Genomic DNA, 19,290 nt, shown 5'->3' with positions numbered 1-19,290 from the left:
CAGTTGGCTGCCTTTGTTCTAGGGCTGTATAGGCGCGGGCGGCGGCAGATTACCCGGCCACGGACAGGGGTAACTCTATAAAAAAGGTGGTGCCTCTACCCTCCTCGCTTTCAAACCAAATGCGTCCTTGGTGCAGCTCAACAATGGTTTTGATGATGGACATGCCCAGGCCCGTGCTCTTCTCCCCGCGCAGGCCCGGCCGCCGGGCCGGCGTGAACCGCTCAAATAGCTCCGGCTGCACATCCCGGGGAATTCCGATGCCGGTATCAGTAACGGTAATTACTAAGCGCGTGGGCTGCTGACGTAGCGTCACGCGCAGCAAGCCACCATCGGGCGTGAACTTCAGCGAGTTACTGAGCAGGTTGTTGATGGCCTGCAGAAACTTGTTTTCATCAATTTCGGCGTAGATGCTCGGGTGGGAAGTCTCGAAGGAAAAGTGCCGGGCCGTGGCCTGCTCCCGCTCCTGGTAGTTTGCAACCAGTATGCGTAAGCGCTCCGCTAAATCAATGCGGGTTAGGTGCAGATCTACCTGGCTGGACTCCATAAACTCCTGATCCACAAAATCCCGAATCAGGTTTACACCCTGCTGGCAAATGAGGTGCATCTCCTCCAGCATCACGTTAAGTTGCTCATCGTGCAGGCCCTCCACCTTCTCCTTAATGTAGCCCGACATTTGCTGCACCAGCACCATGGGCGCGGCCAGGTCGTGAGACAGGATTTCGAGCATGGAGTTTTTCTTGACCTGGTAGCGGTTGGCTAGTTCTACCATGGCACGGGCAGCCGTTACGTCGCGCAGGTGGCCACTAATGAGCATCCCGCCCGTTGCGTTGCCGCCTCCGGGCAGGTAGCCAACTGCCGTCAGGCACAGCCACTGCGTTTTGTTGTCGGAAGTATGTAGCCGCAGCTCCAGATCCTGCACCAGCTGACCGGTAGCCGCGTGGCACAATTGCTCTGTTAAGTAGGTATAGTCGTCGGGGTGCAGGCGGGCCAGCCACCCGGGTAATTCTTCATTAACGGCCGCCACCTGGCCGCCCAACTCTCGTTCATAGGCTTCACTCACGTATAGCACCCGCTGCTGGGTAGGGCAATAGCAAAAGTAGACCACGGAATCGTGCGCGGCCAGAGGCGCGAACAGGTGGGCATAATCAATCATGGAGAGAGTACAGAAAAACGTAGTGTTCAGCTATACAACGACTAGTTCTATTTCGTTGCAAGGAACAACTACCCGAATACAGCATTAGAACTTTGCCCAACGCAAAAGCGCCGCCAGAAGAATTTCCGGCGGCGCCACTTAGCTGAAATACACCAACTTCAGAAGTACTTACCCCAGGCTGCGGTAGCGCACGCGCTTGGGCTCCACGTCGCCGAGACGCTTGCGCTTGGCTTCCTCGTAGTCGGTGAAGTTGCCCTCGAACCACACTACTTGCGAGTCGCCTTCAAAAGCCAGAATGTGGGTAGCGAGGCGGTCGAGGAACCACCGGTCGTGGCTGATGATAACGGCGCAACCAGCGAAGTTCTCCAAGGCGTCTTCCAGGGCCCGGATGGCATTCACGTCCAGGTCGTTGGTCGGTTCGTCGAGCAGGAGCAGGTTGGCACCCTGCTTGAGGGTAGTGGCCAGGTGCACGCGGTTCCGCTCCCCACCGGAGAGGCTACCGACTTTCTTTTCCTGGTCGCCGCCGCGGAAGTTGAAGTTGCTCACGAAGGCGCGGGAGTTTACCTGTCGGCCGGCCAGCAGCATGGTTTCCGTACCGCCCGAAATGGTTTCGAACACCGTTTTGTTGGGCTCCAGCGTATCGTGCTGCTGGTCTACGTAGGCGGTTTGCACCGTGGGGCCCACCACAAAGGTGCCCGCATCAGGCTGCAGCTGATCGGTGATGAGGCGGAACAGGGTGGTTTTACCGGCGCCGTTCGGACCGATAATGCCCACGATACCGCCCTGAGGTAGGCTGAACGAGAGATTCTCAAACAACAGCTTGTCGCCGAAGGCCTTGGTCAGCCCCTCAGCCTCAATCACTTGGGAACCCAGGCGCGGCCCGTCCGGAATGAACAGTTCCAGCTTCTGCTCCTTCTCGCGGGAGTCTTCGTTCACCATTTTGTCGTAGCCGGCCAGGCGGGCCTTGCTCTTGGCCTGGCGGGCTTTCGGGGCCATGCGCACCCATTCCAGCTCGCGCTGCAGGGTTTTCTGGCGCTTGCTCTCAGTTTTCTCTTCCTGGGCCAGGCGCGACGCTTTCTGCTCTAGCCACGAGCTATAGTTGCCTTTCCACGGAATGCCTTCACCGCGGTCCAGCTCCAGAATCCAGCCGGCTACGTTGTCGAGGAAGTACCGGTCGTGGGTTACGGCAATGACGGTGCCTTTGTACTGCTGCAGGTGCTGCTCCAGCCACAGCACGCTTTCGGCATCCAAGTGGTTGGTAGGTTCGTCCAGGAGTAGTACGTCGGGCTCTTGCAGCAGCAGGCGGCAGAGGGCCACGCGGCGCTTTTCCCCACCCGACAGGTTGCCAATGATGGCGTCGGCCGGGGGCGTGCGCAGGGCGTCCATGGCGCGCTCCAGCTTGCTGTCTAGGTTCCAGGCGTCGAGCTGGTCGAGGCGCTCCTGCACGGTGCCCTGGCGTTCCAGCAGCTTGTCAAAGTCAGCATCTTCGGCCCCGAAGGCTTCATTGATTTCGTCGAATTCCTTGAGCAGGGCTACCGTTTCGGCGGTACCTTCCTGCACTACCTCCAGTACGGTTTTGGTAGCATCAAGCTGGGGCTCCTGCTCCAGGTAGCCCACGGAGTAGCCCGGCGACCACACCACGTCGCCCTGAATCTGCTTATCAACGCCGGCAATAATCTTGAGCAACGACGATTTGCCCGAGCCGTTGAGACCGAGCACGCCAATTTTGGCTCCGTAGAAAAACGAGAGGTAGATGTTCTTAAGAACCTGCTTCTGGGGAGGGTATACCTTGGTTACCCCCGCCATGGAGAAGATGATAGTGGGTTGGTCGCTCATGGTTGAGTTAGAGTAGGGCAGAATCATGATGGGCCGGAGCCCGTGAGAAGAGCGCAGAGGCCGGCCGCTTGCCAAGCTGCTTGCTAGTTCAGCAGAGGTTTCTATTTTGCGCAACAATACGGCAGCGGGCCGTATAGGCAGCTCGGGCCCAGTAGGACCCTGCTCCCTGTTGATTTTCACGCGTAATAACCACGCTGGCTGTCCGTTCGTAGCATCTCCCGGCGAGCTGCTACCGCTCGGTTCCGGCCAGTAACACGTGCGTTGCCGACCGGAGTGCCAAAGGTAGGCAGCTCCCGCAAACATTCCGCAGCCTGAGCCGGGCGGCGGAATTAGTCAGCAACCCGTAAACTTGTACAGTCTTTTGGCCTAAATTCCGACCTTTCCACCTATTCGCTCCCCGCTATCTGATTATGGAACAACAAGACCACTTGCTGGCCGAAGCCCGCCGTTATGGCTACATTGAGGGCGACCAGGTGTGGCTTCGCCCGCTATTAGACCTGCCCGCCCGCCACGTGGGCCAGGTCAAGGAATCCGCCGATGCTTCGCTGCTTTATTTCGCCCAACGCTTTACCTTATTCCGCACCAAAGTAGAAGACCTGCTCCAGAAAATTGAGGAGTCGGACAACAAAGGCTCTTTCCTGATGAAGGCCCTGCACCTCAAAGAGCAGGTAGGCAGCTACGACGCCCTCGGCGACTTTGAGAGCCTCTACCGCCGCCTGACGGAGGCGGAGGAATCCATTAAAGTAACGATTAACCGCAACCGCGAGAAAAATCTGGCCACCAAAATCAGCCTGATTCAGGAAGCGGAGGCCCTCCACGATACCATTGACTGGCAGGCTGGCAGCGAAAAGCTGAAAGACCTGCGCCAGGGTTGGATTAAAACCGGCCCGGTAGAAAAGCACCTCACCGACGAGCTGGAAGTGCGCTTCCAGGCTGCCGTGGACGCTTTCTTTGCTCGCAAGAAGGACTTCCTGGCCGAGAAGAAGGCCATGACCAATCGGGTGTACGACCAATACAAAGACCTGATTCACAAGTCGGAAGCTCTGCAGAATTCCAACGACTTCGAGGAAACTACCCGCAAGCTCAAGCAGCTGCAGCAGGCCTGGAAGGAAATTGAGGGCACCCTACCCCGCAAGCAGGCCAACGACCTGTGGACGCGCTTCCGGGCCGCCCACAACCACTTCTTTGAGCGCCTGAAGGTGCACATTGAAAGCAAGCGCCAGGAGCCGGCCGTTTCCACCGGCGGCGAGGACAACCTGAGCCGCAAACGCGCCCTGGTAGCCGAGGCCCAAGCCCTACTCAGCCAGCCCATGTCGCAGGCTGTGGCCCGGGCCAAGGAGCTGCAGGCCGCCTGGAAAAAGGTGGGCCCCGTGCGCGGTGAGGAATCGGATAGGGTGTGGGAGCAGTTTATCCTGGCCTGCGACAAGGTGTTCGAAATGAGCGCCTTAGAGCACTATGTGCGCAAGCGCCAACCCACCGGCCCGGAGGCCAACTCCCCCCGCGACCAAGCCAATGTGCGGATTCAGGCCCTGCGCGACTTTATCAAGTATGACAAGCAGGAGCAGGAAGTGCTGGAAGAAAACCTGGGCAAGCTCAACGACTCGCCCGGCAACGACGCCTTTCGTACCATGCTGCAGGGCAAGATCCGGGCGTTTGAGCGGAAAATCCGGACCAAGAACGAGCTGATTGCCATGTTTCAGCAGCGCGTAACGGGCTAGCCCAACTTTACTGCCTATTTTACGTTGTCGTCAGCAAAGTGCAACCCCGGGCCGGTAATGGTGTCATGCCCCCACCATCGGCCGGGTTTTTGCTGCCGCGAACTTACTTTTCGACCACTTTTTTTCAGTAGCACACACGACTATGTATTGGACCCTGGAACTTGCTTCGTACCTGGAAGATGCACCCTGGCCTGCCACCAAGGATGAGCTGATTGATTACTCTATCCGCTCGGGTGCCCCGATGGAGGTAGTAGAAAACCTGCAGGCTCTGGAGGATGATGGTCAGCCCTACGAGAACATCGAAGAAGTATGGCCGGACTACCCGACCAAGGAAGACTTCATGTTCAACGAAGACGAGTATTAAAAAAGAAGCTAGAAGATTGGAGGTGGAATAAAGCTGATGCCGAACAAATCTGCAGAACGGCCTACTTTAGTTTCTAGCTCTCAGCCTCTGGCTCCTTTGCTGATAAACAACCTAATTGCGGGGTATGGACAGCGCGTCCTGCTCCGCAATTTGTGTTTTACGGTACCTGAACCCGCCTTTGTAGCTGTGGTAGGCCACAACGGTTGCGGCAAAACTACCCTGTTTCGGGCCCTAACGGGGCAGTTGGCCTACCAGGGCCAAGCTCAGGTGCTAGGGCAGGATTTGCGCACCATTCGGCGGCCGGCGGCTAGTGGCCTGCTGGCTCACCTACCCCAGCGCGGCAGCGTGGAGTTTGCCATTCCCGTGCGGGAGCTAGTGGTGATGGGGCGCTTTCGGCACCACCGTTTTCTGGGCGCTTATTCAACCCAGGATTACGCCCTAGCAGAAGCGGCCTTGGCCCGCGTGGGGGCGGCTCATCTGGCCCAGCAAGACTTCACGCTTCTTTCCGGCGGGGAGCAGCAGTTGGTCTGGTTGGCCCAACTTAGCCTCCAGGATGCGGCCCTCTACTTACTTGATGAGCCCACTCAGCAGTTGGATGTGTACTACCGTCGTCGAGTGTTCGACTTGCTGCACGCCTGGGTCACGGAGCAGCGCAAAACCATTCTCTGTATCACCCACGACCTCGACAACCTAACCACCTTGCCCGGCTATCTGCTCAACCTTTCCGCTCCTACCCCCACGTTAGAGCCGTTAACAGCAGATACCGTGCGCAAGGCAAGAGAGTACTTGGAAAGTGAGGAAAGCCTGACGGTGAAGTGGTGATTGAGAAATTTAGCTCACCAGTTCATTACTTCACCGCTTTCCCGGCCGGTCCCGGAGTACGTGCCCGATGGAACGCAGGAAGGGCCAGGGCGACACGGAATTCATGATTTGCAGGTTTTCCCAGGGCGAAGTTCGCTCGTCCAGAAAATCGAAGATGCGTTCTACCGGATTATGACGAAACAGGTCCGTGAAAATGTCGCGGGTGATTTCGCCTTGTCGCTGCATTATGTCGAGCAGCAGCGTGTCGAACAAGCCAAACTGCCACCGGTCGCCGGTCAGGTCCTGGGGCAGGTGACCCGTAGCAGCCAAACCCTGAACCAGCCGGGCTGAGTGCGCCTGGATGCGCTTGAAGGCGTAGCCCGTGCTAGGCTTGGCCCGCCCCGCCCGGGTGCCCAGGTTGATAATGTGCTGTCCGGCGCGGGCGGGCAATGGGTGGTCAGTCATAGGAATAGCCCCGACCTCTTCCGCTTCCACCCGAAATTCCCGCACTCCTAACCGCTGCCGCAGGTACTGCCGGATTTCAGTTTCGTATGCTTCCTTAGGCAGCACTTCGGCCGAAAAGAGCGTGTACTCCACCAGGGCCCGACGGGTGCTAAAGGGTAGCACGTATATAAAGCGCGCTTCCTGGTGCTGCTCGCCCCGAAAATCCATGAACTCCACCGTGCTAGGGTCGAACACATCCTGGTCCGTGACTACCTCCCACCCAACGAAGTGCTGAAGCAAGTAGCGGTGCTTTTCTGGTTGCCGGAGCTGCTGCAGCTCCGGCGGCCGACTATCAAAGGCGTAACGAGCCGTGAACGAGCCGACCGGCGTACTAGCTTTTACGCCGCCTTGGGGCATGTTTTCCAGCGCATCCACGGTGGTTTGCACCCTAGTGAACTGCGGATTCTGATGCAGAGCCGCGTGCACGAACTGGTAGAAGTCCAGGCCCCGAATCATCTTGTAGCGGTGACGGGTCAAATTGAACACCCGCTCAAACCCCGGGCTGCGAAAGGCCAGCCGGTCCCACTCGTGGGCAACAATACTGTCGAACAGCGAAGGCTCATCAGCCCAAAACGACCAGGTACGGTCGTTTTGATCTTTGGCGGCCGGCTCCAGCACCAGCACCCGCTTGCCAGCCAAGCGCGGCTCCTGGCTGATATGGTAGGCCAGGCTTAGCCCCGCTGCCCCGCCGCCCGCAATGAGGTAGTCGAAATCGGGAAGTGTATTCATAAAAAGCGGCGGCCCGAGAGGAGCCGCCGCCACAAGATAGGACCTGAAGTCTGATTACTGCTTAGTAGCTGGCCATGGGCGAGAGGGCACCGGCCAAGTCGCGCACGGCATCGCGCACGTCAAAGTCGAGCTGGGCGCTGAAGTGCTGGCGGCCCGGCAGAATACTTACGCGGGAGCGTAGGCGCTCTACCCACAGCCGCTCGTTGTCTTGGTAGCCAGAGGTGTACGGATCATCATCGGAAAGCAACACAATGAGCTTGTCCTCCGGAATTAGACGACGGGCGGCTTCGTAATTAATGGGAGCATCCATCCAGTTTAGGATATCCTGCCACGGGCTATCTACTGAAAACCAGCCGGCTACGCACAGCACTCCACCTACCGGCTTGGCTTCCGGGTGTTGTTCGGCTAGCCGGGCTAGGTAGTGCAGAATAGCCAGGCAGCCTACGCTGTGCCCCACCAAGTACACGTCAGGTCCCACTTTCTCGGGCGGCAGTATGGTCATCAAATAGTCTACTGCTCGCTCAATAACTGGCAGGTCCCAGGCGGGCATGGCCAGCGTGTGCACGTTATAGGTGTGGCCATCTTCCTGGGCTACGGCACGCAGCTGCTCCCCTAACCAGGGGTACCAATCGTCGTGGGGGGCACCGGCCCAGCGGGGTACAATAAAGATTTGCTTTTCCTGAAGGTGGGGTAGGGCTGCGTGCATATTTCAATGGTTATCTTGAACTGTATCCAATGTACAGCGCCTCTTTTGGATATATCAATGATTCTTTAACTATTTTTCTAAGCTCAACCATAGAAAAGCCCCTGACCTCTCCTCTTAAAGGAGGTAGCCAGGGGCCAATCAAGTATTTATCAGCGCCTTAGAAGTTGGGCGAAAGCAGATATTTGCTGTAGAAGTCGTCAATAATTTTTACCGCTGACTCGGCATCATCCACCAGCTGCACCAGGTTCATATCCTCGGGCGAAATGTTCTTCTCGTCTTCCAGCATTACCTGCTGAATCCAGTCGAACATGCCCTGCCAGTAGCGCGTGCCCACCAGCACGATGGGGAAACGGCCGATTTTCTTGGTCTGAATCAGGGTAATAGCTTCGAATAGCTCGTCGAGGGTGCCAAAGCCGCCGGGCATGCCAATGAAACCCTGGGCGTACTTCACGAACATCACCTTCCGCACGAAGAAGTAGTCGAAGTTGATGATCTTATCGGGGTCGATGTAGATGTTGTTGAATTGCTCGAAGGGTAGCTCAATGTTGAGGCCCACGGAGCGGCCCCCCTCGGAGTGGGCGCCTTTGTTACCGGCTTCCATAATGCCGGGACCACCGCCCGTAATGACACCGTAGCCGTGGCGCACCAGCTTGGCCGCAATTTCCTCGGCCATTTGGTAGTAGGGGTTATCGGGCTTGGTGCGGGCCGAGCCGAAGATGGACACGCAGGGCCCAATCTTGCTCATCTTCTCGAAGCCCTCCACAAACTCAGCCATTACTTTAAAGATCTGCCAGGAGTCGGCAATCTTGATTTCATTCCAGTCCTTATCCACAAAGGCGCGCCGGATGCGCTGCTCGTCGTCGAGCTGCACGGTCCGCTCCCCGTGGGTCTGCTCGCGGATATCACTGATGGTCTTGACCTTGTTATCGTTGATGTTAGGCTGAACGATGGTTTGGCCGCTGCCGGCGTTCAAGACTTCATCGGCAACTTTGGTGCGACTGGTTTTTTTAAGCTTTGACATAACAAGCTACGCTAGAAATGGGCGCGGATAGCCGGCTGACCCGCGGGCCGCCGACCAAGGTGGGAATCATCCGCACCCGGGTAAAAAATTAAGAAAAGGGCAAAAAGAAAGCCGCCCTCACGGAAGGAAGGGCGACCCAAGGTAGCGACCGGCAAGTTAACAATTTGTTAACATTACGCTAAGAATATAATGTAACTGAAGCGTAGGGCGGAGTTACTGCTTACCTTCTCGTCTTCTTTCCTACTTCGCCCGAATGGCAATAACTGGATCGAGGTTAGCAGCCAGCACGGCCGGAATGATACCGGCTAGGACACCAATTACCACCGACACGGTGAGGCCCAAGGAAATATTGCCCCAAGATAGGAACAGCGGCAAGGCATCCTGCGGAATGAAAGCAATTAACCACACCAGGAAAATACCGGCGGCTCCGCCCAACAGGCACAGAAACACGGCCTCAAACAAAAACTGAAACAGGATAAAGTAGTTTTTGGCCCCCAATGACTTCTGAATGCCGATGATGTTGGTGCGCTCTTTCACGGACACGAACATGATGTTGGCAATGCCAAAGCCACCCACGAGCATGGCAAAGGAGCCGATAACCGCTCCGGCAATGCCAATCACGGAGAACAGCTGCGTAATGGCATTGGCCAGCATTTCGGGGCGGTTCAGCGCAAAGTTGTCCTCGTCGCGGGGTTTTAACCCCCGGATGTTCCGCATGGTGCCCTTTAGCTCATACTCTAGGTCCAGCAAGCCGGGGTCCTCGTCGGTGCCCTTCACGGCAATAGTGGGCGATACGCCGCCCATGCCGTTGGTGCTCAAGGCAAACATCTTGGTAAACATCCCGAAGGGAATCAGACAGTTGGTGTCGTTGCTGGGAGTGTCCAGCAGCTTCTTGCCTTCTTTCTGCATCACCCCAATCACCACAAACTTTTGGCCACGGGTTTTAAACTCCTGCCCCAGTGCCGAACCGTTTGGGAACAGGTTTTCGGCTATGTCAGCCCCAATAATGGCTACGTTGCGGGAGGCGTCTATTTCCTGGGAAGTGAAGTAGCGGCCTTGCACTACTGGCACGTCCGATACCTGGCGAAAATCAAAGCTCACCCCCTGCAGGTTGCAGCCTTCCATGCTGTTATTGGCCGCCTGAAACAGGTTGCCGCTGGTATTAGCGAAAATGGCAATGCCGTTGTTGTTAGGCCCCAGGTTGCGCTGCAACTCCCGAAACTCGCGTACCGTGGGTACCGGCCGCTTGAAGTATTTCCACCAGGCAAAATCTCGCTCAAACACCCAGGGCCACTTATTTACATAAATCACCTTATCGCCCACAAAGCTCATGCTTTGGCGCACGTTGGCTTCCAGGGAGTCAACAACCGTGAATACGGCAATAATGGCAAAGATGCCTACCGTCACGCCCAGCAGCGAGAGAATAGTACGGAGGAGGTTGGCTTTCAGGGCTTGCCACGCAAAGCGAAAACTCTCCAGGGTCAAACGCAGCGCTTTCATGCGGAAGGGGGTTCAGCGAGGGACGTAGCAGGGGCAATAAGCAGATTTCAGGCGAAAAGTAAGGATTAATCCGGCGGTAATACGTACTTTTGCGGTTCGATTTTTTACACTAGGTTACCCTCCTACTGCCCTGTCTGGCCCATGAAACTGTCTGAGTTCAAATTTGACTTGCCCGAAAGCCTGCTGGCGCAGCACCCTGCCAAGAACCGCGACGAGTCGCGCCTGATGGTGCTGCACCGCGACAGCGGCAAGATTGAGCACCGCGTGTTCAAGGACATCATCGAGTATTTCAACGACGGCGACGTGTTCGTGGTCAACGACACGAAAGTATTTCCGGCCCGCCTCTATGGTAACAAAGAAAAGACTGGCGCTCAGATTGAAGTGTTTCTGCTGCGGGAGCTAAACAAGGAAATTCACCTGTGGGATGTGCTCGTGGATCCCGCCCGTAAGATTCGGGTAGGCAACAAGCTCTACTTCGGCGAGTCGGATATGGTAGCGGAGGTAATTGATAACACGACCTCCCGGGGCCGTACTATCAAATTCCTGTTTGATGGCTCCGACGAGGAGTTCTACAAGGCTCTGCACGATTTGGGCGAAACTCCCATTCCGAAGGAGTTTATTTCCCGCGAAACCGAGGCCGCTGATAAGGAGCGGTACCAGACGATTTATGCCAAGCACACAGGTGCCGTGGCCGCCCCTTCGGCCGGCCTGCACTTCACGCGCGAGGTAATGAAGCGCCTGGAAATCAAAGGAGTAGACGTGGTACCAGTAACCCTGCACGTAGGTTTGGGCACGTTCCGGCCGGTAGACGTAGAGGACCTGACCAAGCACAAAATGGACTCGGAGAACTTCATTGTGCCGGCTGACTCCGCAACGGTAGTAAACCGGGCCCTGGACGCTAAAAAGCGGGTATGCGCCATCGGTACTACCTCCATGCGTGCCATGGAATCGTCGGTGTCGGCTCACGCCCGCCTGAAGCCTACTGAGGGCTGGACCGACAAGTTTATTTTCCCTCCCTACGAGTTCAAAATCTCCAACGCTCTGCTGACCAACTTCCACACGCCGGAAAGCACGTTGATGATGATGGCTTCCGCCTTTGCTGGTCACGAGCTTCTAATTGAAGCCTACCAACTGGCTATTAAGGAGAAGTATAAGTTTTTCAGCTACGGCGACGCCATGCTGATTCTCTAAGCTAATTCAGCCCGTCAACAGGCTGCCTATATTCTTGGAAGTCCGGCCGTTTTTAAACGGCCGGACTTTTATTTTTGCCCGCGTCTTTCCCTTCAATCCGTTTGCTTATGTCAGCTGCTGCGTCGTCCTCTGTTTCCCGGTTTGTTATTCTCGTGGCGGGCGGTAGCGGCACGCGCATGGGCACCGACCGGCCCAAGCAGTTCCTGCCCCTGGCCGGCGAGCCAGTGCTGTTGCATACCCTGCGCCGCTTCGCCGAGCCAGCCTTACGCGTGCAGGAATGCATTCTGGTGCTGCCGCCGGATCAGTTGGAAGCCTGGCAACAGTTGTGCGCGCAGTACGCCATAACCCTGCCCCATACGGTAGTGATAGGGGGCGCTACCCGGTGGGCTTCCGTGCGCAATGGGTTGGCCGCCCTGGCCGCTCACCCCGCGGGAGTAGTAGCCGTGCACGATGGCGTCCGGCCACTTACCCCAGCTAGCGTCATCGAAGCTACGTACCAAGCGGCCTACAACCATGGCGCGGCGGTAGCGGCAGTGGTGCCCAAGGACTCCGTTCGGAACTTGAGTCAGCAAGGCTCCTACGCCCTAAACCGGTCACGGCTGCGGCTAGTACAAACGCCTCAGTGCTTTGAAATTGAGTTGCTACGCCGGGCCTACCAATTGCCCGAGCTTTCCACTTTCACGGACGACGCCAGCGTAGTTGAAGACCTGCACCCCATTCACTTGGTGGAAGGTGACTACCGCAACCTGAAAATCACGACTCCGGAAGATCTGCTGGTTGCCGAGGCCATTCTGACTACCTTCCCTACGTAGCGAGAAGGCAGTCAGAACACGCCGGCAACCAACCCCACCCCCTTGCTTACAGCCTACAAGCCGCGGCCTACGCGAATGGTGCGGGTGGCACCGTTGATGGTAATAGAGGCGAAGTTGTCGCAGGCTTGGGTGCCCGTGGGGTCGTAGTTCAGTAGCAGTTCCTTTTCCTTGGCAGTCTTGATCCGGACGGTTCCAGCCACGAACGTGCGGGCGCAGCCAGCCTGAATCTTCTTAAGCAAAGGCTGCTCGATGGTAGCGGTATAGCTCACGTTTTTACGGTTCGTGCCGCTGGCCTGGCCTGTCACGGTGTACTCGTCGTCGAGGATGGTGCGGGTGCCGAAGCCGGCGGTACGGGTGTACTGGCGCTGGGCAACCCAGGAATGCGTACCCGCGGCCGTGGTGACACTAGCGTTCTGGACCTCTAGCTTCCAGGAGCCACTCCCTAAGTTGGTAATGGTGCGGGTGCCAGTGTGCAGATTATCGTTGCGGTGATAGTTTACTAGCGTAATGGTTACGGTGGCGCCTGCCTGCCGGTACGGGCCACTGAACACGGCCACGATTTTACCCCGGCGCGCTACTCCATTGGAACCCACGCAATTCGTTGGTCCGAAGTCGAGGGTGAGCGTGCGGGTAGCCGCCTCATATGTGCGGGTAAAGCAGGCCCCGGCTATTCGGGCTAGGTCGGCGGACTCGGCCGCGGGGCTTCCTGTTACGCTAGCATCCGTTGGGGACCCGGCTTCTACTAGGTCAGCAACGGTAGCGTTTTCATCTTCCGCGAGGCTCTGGTCTTCAGCAGATACGGCCACTTCCGTGGCAGCCTGCGGATCGGCATTTTTGGTGCAGGCGGCGGAGAGCAAAGCAGCGCCCACAACGGCAGTGACACCTAAAGTGCGCAGTACATGAGTTTTCATGGGAAGATGAAGTAGTGGTGGGTAGAAGTTTTCGGCGGTTAGAGCTCCACAATAAAAGATAGTTTAATCAGACGGGGAACTTTTTTCCGAAATGGTAATCCAAACCTGAACCACTGCTGCGCGTATAGCCCAGCACCCCCTTCCAATTAACTGATCCTATGTTGTTTCCTACCCGGTTCTTTGCGCCGTTGCTTCTGCTCCTGACAGCAGCCTGCTCATCGGGTGAAAGCAACAAAGACCCCATCTTCAGCGCCAAGTTTCAAAATGAAAAGCGCATTGACGAAGAGGCCGTTACCAAGCGCCAACTGCGCGACGCGGAGTTTCTGGTGGATGCGGCCAGCCGGAAGATGCAGCTACTGGAAATCAGCCAGATTGCCCAGCGCAAAGCCGCTTCGCCCGATACCCGCTTCGTAGCTCAAAATTTGGCGGCCACCACGGCCCCGCTGCTGCGGGAACTGCAAGCCTTGGCCCAACAGAAAGAGCTAGTGCTGCCCACTGGCCTGGGCGAGGAACAGGGCAAGCAGGTAGGCGAGCTAACTGCCCTAAACGGTGCAGCCTTCGACCAGAAGTTCGTGGACTTGCTTGGCAGCATCAGCAACGAAGATGCTGAGGCGTATGATGATATGGGCGAAGAGGCCTACGATGGCGACATCCGGGCCTTGGCCGCTCGGCAGCTTCCCATCCTGAAAGACCAACACACCGCGGGAGAAACACTGCAAGACAAGCTCAAGCCATAGCCCCGTTCCTATTCTTTCCATTCTTTCCTACCACCAATGAAAACCCGATTCCTTCCCTTCCTGACCTTAGGCGCCGCGCTGCTCTTGGCCAGCTGCAACAACGCAGAAACGCGCACCGATGGCACTGCCGGCGAGGCCGTAAGCGACATGGATAAAGCTGCTGACGAAGGCGGCGTAAAAGCCGACGCGGTGGTTATTGATAACAATGCCGGCCCAACTGTAACTGCCGATGCCGATTCGGCAATGGCTGCTGACTCCGCCGGTACTACTCGCTAGCCGAGGGCTGGCTAGCCCAATTGTAGCTTCGGCTACTTATCTGTTCCATTCTCACAACCCTTCTCCTATGAAACGTATTCTGTTTTCCGTCTCCTGTCTGGGCCTCTTGAGCCTGGGCTCCTGTGGTAATTCCTCAACCGAAAATGCGGCAGCCGATGGCGGCGCTACCGGTACTGAGGCAACGGGCGCTAACACCGCCGATACAGAAATGGCCTCGGCTTCTACCATGCCTTCCTCCGACACGTCGGCCGCTATGGCTACGGATGGCCCCACGGCTCCTCACTCCACCGACCCTGAGTTTATGATGTCGGCCGCGCACAGCGACCAGAACGAAATTCAACTCAGCAAAATGGCGCTGGAAAAAGGCGTGACGGGCATGGCGAAAGACCACGCCAACCAGATGATTACCGACCACACCAAGTCGACGGCTGACCTGAAGCCGATTGCGCAGAAAAAAGGCGTGACTCTACCTACCGACATGGACGCCGAGCACAAAGCCATTGCCGCGCAAATGAAAAACCTGTCGGGTAAGGAATTCGAAACCAAGTACATGGCTCAAATGCTGCTGGACCACCAGAAAACGGTTAATACCATGATGGCCCACAAGCAAATGACTCAGGACGCTGACCTGCAAGGCTTCATCACCAAAACTACCCCCGTGGTACAGGCTCACTTGGCTATGTTCAAGCAGCACGCCGGATCGGCTGCTGGCAACATGTAAACCATTTGTTCCAGCAACACAAAAGGCCGCTCCGGTTTCGGGGCGGCCTTTTGTGTTGTTTGGTTACAGAAGCTTCATAATAAGAGGCGTAGGAAATTCTGGCAGACTACTTACGGTTGCGCTGAAGTAGGGAGCTTTTGCCAGCCCGCCACAAACTGGTATCAGGCGGCATCCTTACTACCCGGCGTTTCTTCAGCGTACTTGCTAGTGCGCAGCTCCTCGGCTAGGAAACGGCTGGTGTGTCCCTTCCCCGATTTGGCTACCTGCTCGGGCGTGCCCTGGGCCACAATGGTACCGCCACCGGCCCCACCTTCCGGCCCAATATCAATCAGGTGGTCGGCTACTTTAATCAGGTCGAGGTTGTGCTCGATGATGAGGACGGTGTTGCCCTTGTCGGCTAGTTTGTGCAGGACTACGGCCAGGTGGTTGATGTCCTCGAAGTGCAAGCCAGTAGTAGGCTCGTCGAGGATGTAGAAGGTCTTGCCGGTGTCCTTTTTGCTGAGCTCCGTAGCCAGCTTCACGCGCTGAGCCTCACCGCCCGAAAGCGTAGTGGCTTGCTGCCCTAGAGTGAGGTAGCCCAGCCCTACCTCGTTCAGGGTCTGTATCTTACGCAAGATGCGGGGCTGAAACTCGAAGAACTCCACGGCCTTTTCTACCGTCATGTCCAGCACATCGGTGATGGATTTGCCTTTGAAGCGCACTTCCAGCGTCTCGCGGTTGTAGCGGCGGCCTTTGCAAGTTTCGCAGGGCACGTGCACATCGGGCAGGAAGTTCATTTCGATGGTGCGCATGCCAGCGCCCTCGCAGGTTTCGCAGCGCCCGCCCTTCACGTTGAAGGAGAAGCGCCCCGGCCCGTACCCGCGGATTTTTGCCTCCGGCAACGACGAAAACAGCTGGCGAATTTCAGTAAACACGCCCGTGTAGGTAGCCGGATTGGAACGCGGCGTGCGCCCAATCGGCGACTGGTCAACCTCAATTACTTTATCAATGAACTCCAATCCTTCGATGGTGCCGTAGGGTAAGGGCTCACGCTTGGCGTTAAAGAAGTGTTGGTTCAAAATGGGGTACAACGTGTCGTGGATGAGCGACGACTTGCCCGAGCCCGATACGCCCGTCACGGCAATGAGCTTGCCCAGCGGAAACTTAGCGGTTACATTTTTGAGGTTGTGGCCCTTGGCGCCTTTCAGCACTAGCTCATTGCCTTCACCGGCGCGCTTCTTCTTGCGCAGCTCAATGTGCTTCTGCCCGCTGAGGTATTGCGAGGTAAGGGAGCCAGAGTTGAAAATTTCCGTGGGCGTGCCTTCGGCCACAATTTGCCCGCCGTGGATGCCCGCGCCGGGGCCGATATCCAGCACGTGGTCGGCGTGCATAATCATGTCCTTGTCGTGCTCTACCACAATCACGGAGTTACCTAGGTCGCGCAGGTGCTGCAAGGCCTTGATTAGCCGTTCATTGTCGCGCTGGTGCAGGCCAATACTGGGCTCATCCATGATATAGAGCACACCTACTAGCTGGGTACCAATCTGGGTGGCTAGGCGGATGCGTTGCGACTCACCGCCCGAAAGCGTACGCACGGAGCGGTGCAGGTTCAGGTAGTCCAGCCCCACTTCCAGCAGGAAGCCGATGCGCTTGCGAATTTCCTTGAGCAGCTCCCGGGCAATTAGGTTCTGACGCTCCGACAGGCGGGTTTCCACACCTTCAAACCAACCAGCCAGCTCGTTCAGGTCCATCACCGACAGCTCGCCGATGTGCTTGTTATCGAGTTTGAAGTGCAGGCTTTCCTTTTTGAGACGGTAGCCGTGGCACTCCGGGCACTCCTGGGCCTGGGTGTACTGCTGAATCCACTCCCGGATGTTTTCCGAATCGGACTCCATCTGCCGGCGCAGGAAGGGAATAATGCCCTCGAAGGGCTCCGTGTAATTCGCTTTTTTCGGGTCGGCGTCCTCATCCTCGGGCACGCCGTGAAGCAGGCGCTCCACCAGCTCCGCGGGCAGCTTCTCGATGGGCGTGCTCAGGCTGGCCTTGTTCTTCTTGACAATGAGACTGAGCTGCTGAAAAATCCAGATGTCGCGGTACTCACCCAGAGGCGCAATACCGCCCCGACTGATGCTCAGCTTCTTATCCGGCATCACCGAGTCCTCGGTTATTTCCTGCACCTCGCCCAGGCCGTTGCAGGTAGGGCAAGCACCGTAGGGTGAGTTGAAGGAGAAAGTGTTGGGCGCCGGGTCGTCGTAGGCAATGCCGGTGGCCGGGTCCATGAGGAAGCGGGAGAAGAACTGGGTGTTGTCCTTCTTCTTGTCGGGGTCGAGCACGAGCATGGTGCCCTTGCCCTGGGTCAAGGCATTCTGCACCGAACCGGAGAGGCGGAACCGGTCTTCCTCCTTCACCACCAGCCGGTCAATTACGATTTCGATGTCGTGGATTTTGTAACGGTCCACCTGCATCTTGGGCGTGATGTCAAGCAGCTCCCCATCGACACGCACTTTAGTAAAGCCCAGCTTGGCAATCTGCTGAAACAGCTCCCGGTAGTGACCTTTGCGGCCCTTTACTACCGGCGCCAACACAATAAGCTTGCGGCCGTCGTACTCTTTTAGGATATAATTGATAATCTGGTCGTCCGACTGCCGGATCATCTTCTGGCCCGTGGCGTAGCTGAACGCCTCGGCGGTGCGGGCGTAGAGCAGGCGCAGAAAGTCGTAAATCTCGGTGATGGTGCCCACGGTGGAGCGGGGGTTGCGCGAGGTGGTTTTCTGCTCGATGCTGATAACCGGCGACAGGCCCTCAATCTTGTCCACGTCGGGCCGCTCCAGGCCGCCCATAAACGAGCGGGCGTAGGCCGAAAACGTCTCCATGTAGCGGCGCTGACCCTCGGCATAAATCGTATCGAAAGCAAGCGACGACTTGCCCGAGCCTGAAATGCCGGTAAACACCACCAGCCGCCCGCGCGGAATCTGAATGGATACATTCTTGAGGTTGTGCTCCCGGGCCCCATACACCTCAATGTAAGGCGCTTCCAGGTCGGCGGGGCCGGTAAGCTGGCCGGTTACCCGGCTTTCTGCCACGGCCTCCGCTACTTCTCCCAAGCGAGGTACGGCCTGCACGGCAGCGGTAGTATGCTGATTAGCGTTATCGGCCACGGCAGCAGCAGTGGAGCGTGGGATCTTCTTTGGTTTGGCTGGGATAATAGCCGGAGCCGCTGCGGCCTGCTTCGTCGCTTTGGCCGGTCGAGTGGCTTTGGCAGTTGGGGCGGCAGATTTATCAGCAGGAGAAGAAACGGAAGCGGCAGTTGTTTTTTTAGCCATGCAGCAGCGAAGCGAATAAGTCTGCAAAGGTACGCAAATCAGGCCCCAACGGCTACCCCGAATAGCTTATTTGCCAAGCATAATAGCGGAGTGAGGTAAGGGCTGAACAACGGGCAGATGGGCTACAACACGCACTGCCGGGGAAATGTCCCGACCAGCCTTAAACTTCTTTTAAACCTAGGGGCGCATTTCCGTCTAACTCGCAAATTATGGTGCGGCTTTTGCCTTACGTCCAGCCTCTCCCTTTTGCTTTCCTTCTATATGAAAACGTTGTTTAAATCAGGCTTGGTGCTGGCCCTCGGACTGCTACTCTACAGCAGCCGCGCGCAGGCGCAGGTGCAGATCAATGTGCAGGTTCCGGCCTGGGGCCCCGCCGTAGGACCGAACGTGCAGTACTACTACCTCCCGGAAATTGATGGCTACTACGACTTGTACACGCAGTCGTACCTGTTCTTCGACCCGGTGTATGGGGCGTGGGTTAGCTCGCCGGTGCTACCGCGCGCCTACGCCGGCTATGATCCGCGCTTCTTCCACCCGGTGGTGGTGCAGTACGTGGGCCGGCAGCCCTGGGGCTATCTGCGCGACCACCGCGCCTACTGCGACCGGTGGGGCGTGCAGCCCGGCCGCTACTACGGCTCGAACTGGCCCGGCCACGGCTACGTGGTAGCGCCGCGCCCAAACTACGGTCCGGGCGGCTACTACGATAACCGCCCTTACAACCAAGGCGGCTACGCCCGCGGTAATTACCGGGACAGCCGAGACTACCGCGGCAATTACGGTGGCGGCTATGACGGCCGTTACGATGGTCGCCGCGACGATAACCGCTCCAACCAGAACCCGGGCGGCTACTACGGCCGCAACGACAACCGCGGTGCTTACGACCGTAACGGCCAGGGTAGCATCAGTAGCCCCAGCAACCCAGGCGTTCAGCAAGGTAGCCAACCAAGCCCAGGTGGTTACACCGGAGGCCGGGGACGTGGCCGCGGCATGTAAGAGTTCTTAGGTTAC

The 19,290-nt window shown here is 57.4% G+C and carries 17 protein-coding genes; 9 read left to right on the top strand and 8 right to left on the bottom strand.

Annotated elements, in window-relative coordinates:
* Positions 1 to 49: 49 nt before the first annotated feature.
* Both MWH26_RS18980 and ettA read right to left on the bottom strand, forming a co-directional pair.
* On the bottom strand, positions 50 to 1,153 hold the full coding sequence (locus MWH26_RS18980) for a PAS domain-containing sensor histidine kinase (protein ID WP_247975495.1): 1,104 nt from the start codon (positions 1,151 to 1,153) through the stop codon (positions 50 to 52).
* A 168-nt stretch (positions 1,154 to 1,321) separates the two neighbouring features.
* Positions 1,322 to 2,989 (bottom strand): energy-dependent translational throttle protein EttA, encoded by a 1,668-nt coding sequence (ettA, locus tag MWH26_RS18975; protein ID WP_244698871.1) that lies wholly within the window; start codon positions 2,987 to 2,989, stop codon positions 1,322 to 1,324.
* 410 nt (positions 2,990 to 3,399) lie between these two features.
* Here ettA and MWH26_RS18970 point away from each other — a divergent pair, with 410 nt between their 5' ends.
* The 3 genes from MWH26_RS18970 to MWH26_RS18960 all read left to right on the top strand — a co-directional run bounded on the left by MWH26_RS18970 (position 3,400) and on the right by MWH26_RS18960 (position 5,893).
* Entirely contained in the window at positions 3,400 to 4,707 is a 1,308-nt protein-coding gene (locus tag MWH26_RS18970) for a DUF349 domain-containing protein (protein ID WP_247975494.1), read from the top strand.
* 142 nt (positions 4,708 to 4,849) lie between these two features.
* The gene (locus MWH26_RS18965) at positions 4,850 to 5,071 is read left to right on the top strand and encodes a DUF2795 domain-containing protein (RefSeq protein ID WP_019948259.1); all 222 of its coding nucleotides are present in this window, start codon (positions 4,850 to 4,852) and stop codon (positions 5,069 to 5,071) included.
* Between the two features lie 96 nt (positions 5,072 to 5,167).
* Positions 5,168 to 5,893, top strand: coding sequence for an ABC transporter ATP-binding protein (locus MWH26_RS18960; protein WP_247975493.1), 726 nt, complete (start codon positions 5,168 to 5,170; stop codon positions 5,891 to 5,893).
* 30 nt (positions 5,894 to 5,923) lie between these two features.
* Here the strand turns inward: MWH26_RS18960 and MWH26_RS18955 are convergent, their stop codons facing one another.
* The 4 genes from MWH26_RS18955 to MWH26_RS18940 all read right to left on the bottom strand — a co-directional run bounded on the left by MWH26_RS18955 (position 5,924) and on the right by MWH26_RS18940 (position 10,332).
* A complete protein-coding gene (locus MWH26_RS18955; protein ID WP_247975492.1) occupies positions 5,924 to 7,105 on the bottom strand; it encodes a lycopene cyclase family protein in 1,182 nt (393 codons plus the stop codon).
* A 61-nt stretch (positions 7,106 to 7,166) separates the two neighbouring features.
* Positions 7,167 to 7,811: an RBBP9/YdeN family alpha/beta hydrolase gene (locus MWH26_RS18950; protein ID WP_247975491.1), complete on the bottom strand. Its 645-nt coding sequence runs from the start codon at positions 7,809 to 7,811 to the stop codon at positions 7,167 to 7,169.
* A 157-nt stretch (positions 7,812 to 7,968) separates the two neighbouring features.
* Positions 7,969 to 8,832, bottom strand: coding sequence for an LOG family protein (locus MWH26_RS18945; protein WP_247975490.1), 864 nt, complete (start codon positions 8,830 to 8,832; stop codon positions 7,969 to 7,971).
* A 240-nt stretch (positions 8,833 to 9,072) separates the two neighbouring features.
* Positions 9,073 to 10,332, bottom strand: a complete 1,260-nt coding sequence (locus MWH26_RS18940; RefSeq protein WP_247975489.1) for an ABC transporter permease — start codon at positions 10,330 to 10,332, stop codon at positions 9,073 to 9,075.
* A 141-nt stretch (positions 10,333 to 10,473) separates the two neighbouring features.
* On the opposite strand from MWH26_RS18940, the gene queA reads away from it, so the two are divergent.
* The gene (gene queA / locus MWH26_RS18935; RefSeq protein ID WP_247975488.1) at positions 10,474 to 11,523 is read left to right on the top strand and encodes a tRNA preQ1(34) S-adenosylmethionine ribosyltransferase-isomerase QueA; all 1,050 of its coding nucleotides are present in this window, start codon (positions 10,474 to 10,476) and stop codon (positions 11,521 to 11,523) included.
* Positions 11,524 to 11,630: 107 nt separating this feature from the next.
* Complete coding sequence (locus MWH26_RS18930) at positions 11,631 to 12,335, top strand: 2-C-methyl-D-erythritol 4-phosphate cytidylyltransferase (protein ID WP_247975487.1); 705 nt, start codon at positions 11,631 to 11,633, stop codon at positions 12,333 to 12,335.
* A gap of 53 nt (positions 12,336 to 12,388) precedes the next feature.
* On the opposite strand, the gene MWH26_RS18925 is transcribed toward MWH26_RS18930, so the two are convergent.
* A complete protein-coding gene (locus MWH26_RS18925) occupies positions 12,389 to 13,246 on the bottom strand; it encodes a hypothetical protein (protein ID WP_247975486.1) in 858 nt (285 codons plus the stop codon).
* Positions 13,247 to 13,404: 158 nt separating this feature from the next.
* On the opposite strand from MWH26_RS18925, the gene MWH26_RS18920 reads away from it, so the two are divergent.
* The 3 genes from MWH26_RS18920 (at position 13,405) to MWH26_RS18910 (ending at position 14,980) form a co-directional block, all read left to right on the top strand.
* Positions 13,405 to 13,983 carry a DUF4142 domain-containing protein gene (locus MWH26_RS18920; RefSeq protein ID WP_247975485.1) on the top strand — a complete coding sequence of 193 codons (579 nt, stop codon included), beginning with the start codon at positions 13,405 to 13,407 and terminating at the stop codon, positions 13,981 to 13,983.
* 36 nt (positions 13,984 to 14,019) lie between these two features.
* Entirely contained in the window at positions 14,020 to 14,259 is a 240-nt protein-coding gene (locus tag MWH26_RS18915; protein ID WP_244694443.1) for a hypothetical protein, read from the top strand.
* Positions 14,260 to 14,326: 67 nt separating this feature from the next.
* Complete coding sequence (locus tag MWH26_RS18910) at positions 14,327 to 14,980, top strand: DUF4142 domain-containing protein (protein WP_244694442.1); 654 nt, start codon at positions 14,327 to 14,329, stop codon at positions 14,978 to 14,980.
* Positions 14,981 to 15,141: 161 nt separating this feature from the next.
* On the opposite strand, the gene uvrA is transcribed toward MWH26_RS18910, so the two are convergent.
* On the bottom strand, positions 15,142 to 18,282 hold the full coding sequence (gene uvrA, locus MWH26_RS18905; protein WP_247975484.1) for an excinuclease ABC subunit UvrA: 3,141 nt from the start codon (positions 18,280 to 18,282) through the stop codon (positions 15,142 to 15,144).
* Positions 18,283 to 18,543: 261 nt separating this feature from the next.
* Between uvrA and MWH26_RS18900 the strand changes: the two genes are divergently transcribed.
* On the top strand, positions 18,544 to 19,275 hold the full coding sequence (locus tag MWH26_RS18900; protein ID WP_244694440.1) for a hypothetical protein: 732 nt from the start codon (positions 18,544 to 18,546) through the stop codon (positions 19,273 to 19,275).
* Positions 19,276 to 19,290 lie beyond the last annotated feature (15 nt).

Origin of the sequence: Hymenobacter sublimis (assembly GCF_023101345.1) — a bacterium.
Lineage (GTDB): Bacteria > Bacteroidota > Bacteroidia > Cytophagales > Hymenobacteraceae > Hymenobacter > Hymenobacter sublimis.
Note: the sequence above shows the minus strand (reverse complement) of the source record. Positions and strands in the feature narration are given on the sequence as shown.

What these genes read in the sequence shown, in the direction of transcription:
- MWH26_RS18980 (WP_247975495.1), bottom strand. Translation starts at nt 1,153, where the DNA reads ATGATTGATTATGCCCACCTGTTCGCGCCTCTGGCCGCGCACGATTCC.
- ettA (WP_244698871.1), bottom strand. Translation starts at nt 2,989, where the DNA reads ATGAGCGACCAACCCACTATCATCTTCTCCATGGCGGGGGTAACCAAG.
- MWH26_RS18970 (WP_247975494.1), top strand. Translation starts at nt 3,400, where the DNA reads ATGGAACAACAAGACCACTTGCTGGCCGAAGCCCGCCGTTATGGCTAC.
- MWH26_RS18965 (WP_019948259.1), top strand. Translation starts at nt 4,850, where the DNA reads ATGTATTGGACCCTGGAACTTGCTTCGTACCTGGAAGATGCACCCTGG.
- MWH26_RS18955 (WP_247975492.1), bottom strand. Translation starts at nt 7,105, where the DNA reads ATGAATACACTTCCCGATTTCGACTACCTCATTGCGGGCGGCGGGGCA.
- MWH26_RS18950 (WP_247975491.1), bottom strand. Translation starts at nt 7,811, where the DNA reads ATGCACGCAGCCCTACCCCACCTTCAGGAAAAGCAAATCTTTATTGTA.
- MWH26_RS18945 (WP_247975490.1), bottom strand. Translation starts at nt 8,832, where the DNA reads ATGTCAAAGCTTAAAAAAACCAGTCGCACCAAAGTTGCCGATGAAGTC.
- MWH26_RS18940 (WP_247975489.1), bottom strand. Translation starts at nt 10,332, where the DNA reads ATGAAAGCGCTGCGTTTGACCCTGGAGAGTTTTCGCTTTGCGTGGCAA.
- queA (WP_247975488.1), top strand. Translation starts at nt 10,474, where the DNA reads ATGAAACTGTCTGAGTTCAAATTTGACTTGCCCGAAAGCCTGCTGGCG.
- MWH26_RS18930 (WP_247975487.1), top strand. Translation starts at nt 11,631, where the DNA reads ATGTCAGCTGCTGCGTCGTCCTCTGTTTCCCGGTTTGTTATTCTCGTG.
- MWH26_RS18925 (WP_247975486.1), bottom strand. Translation starts at nt 13,246, where the DNA reads ATGAAAACTCATGTACTGCGCACTTTAGGTGTCACTGCCGTTGTGGGC.
- MWH26_RS18920 (WP_247975485.1), top strand. Translation starts at nt 13,405, where the DNA reads ATGTTGTTTCCTACCCGGTTCTTTGCGCCGTTGCTTCTGCTCCTGACA.
- MWH26_RS18915 (WP_244694443.1), top strand. Translation starts at nt 14,020, where the DNA reads ATGAAAACCCGATTCCTTCCCTTCCTGACCTTAGGCGCCGCGCTGCTC.
- MWH26_RS18910 (WP_244694442.1), top strand. Translation starts at nt 14,327, where the DNA reads ATGAAACGTATTCTGTTTTCCGTCTCCTGTCTGGGCCTCTTGAGCCTG.
- uvrA (WP_247975484.1), bottom strand. Translation starts at nt 18,282, where the DNA reads ATGGCTAAAAAAACAACTGCCGCTTCCGTTTCTTCTCCTGCTGATAAA.
- MWH26_RS18900 (WP_244694440.1), top strand. Translation starts at nt 18,544, where the DNA reads ATGAAAACGTTGTTTAAATCAGGCTTGGTGCTGGCCCTCGGACTGCTA.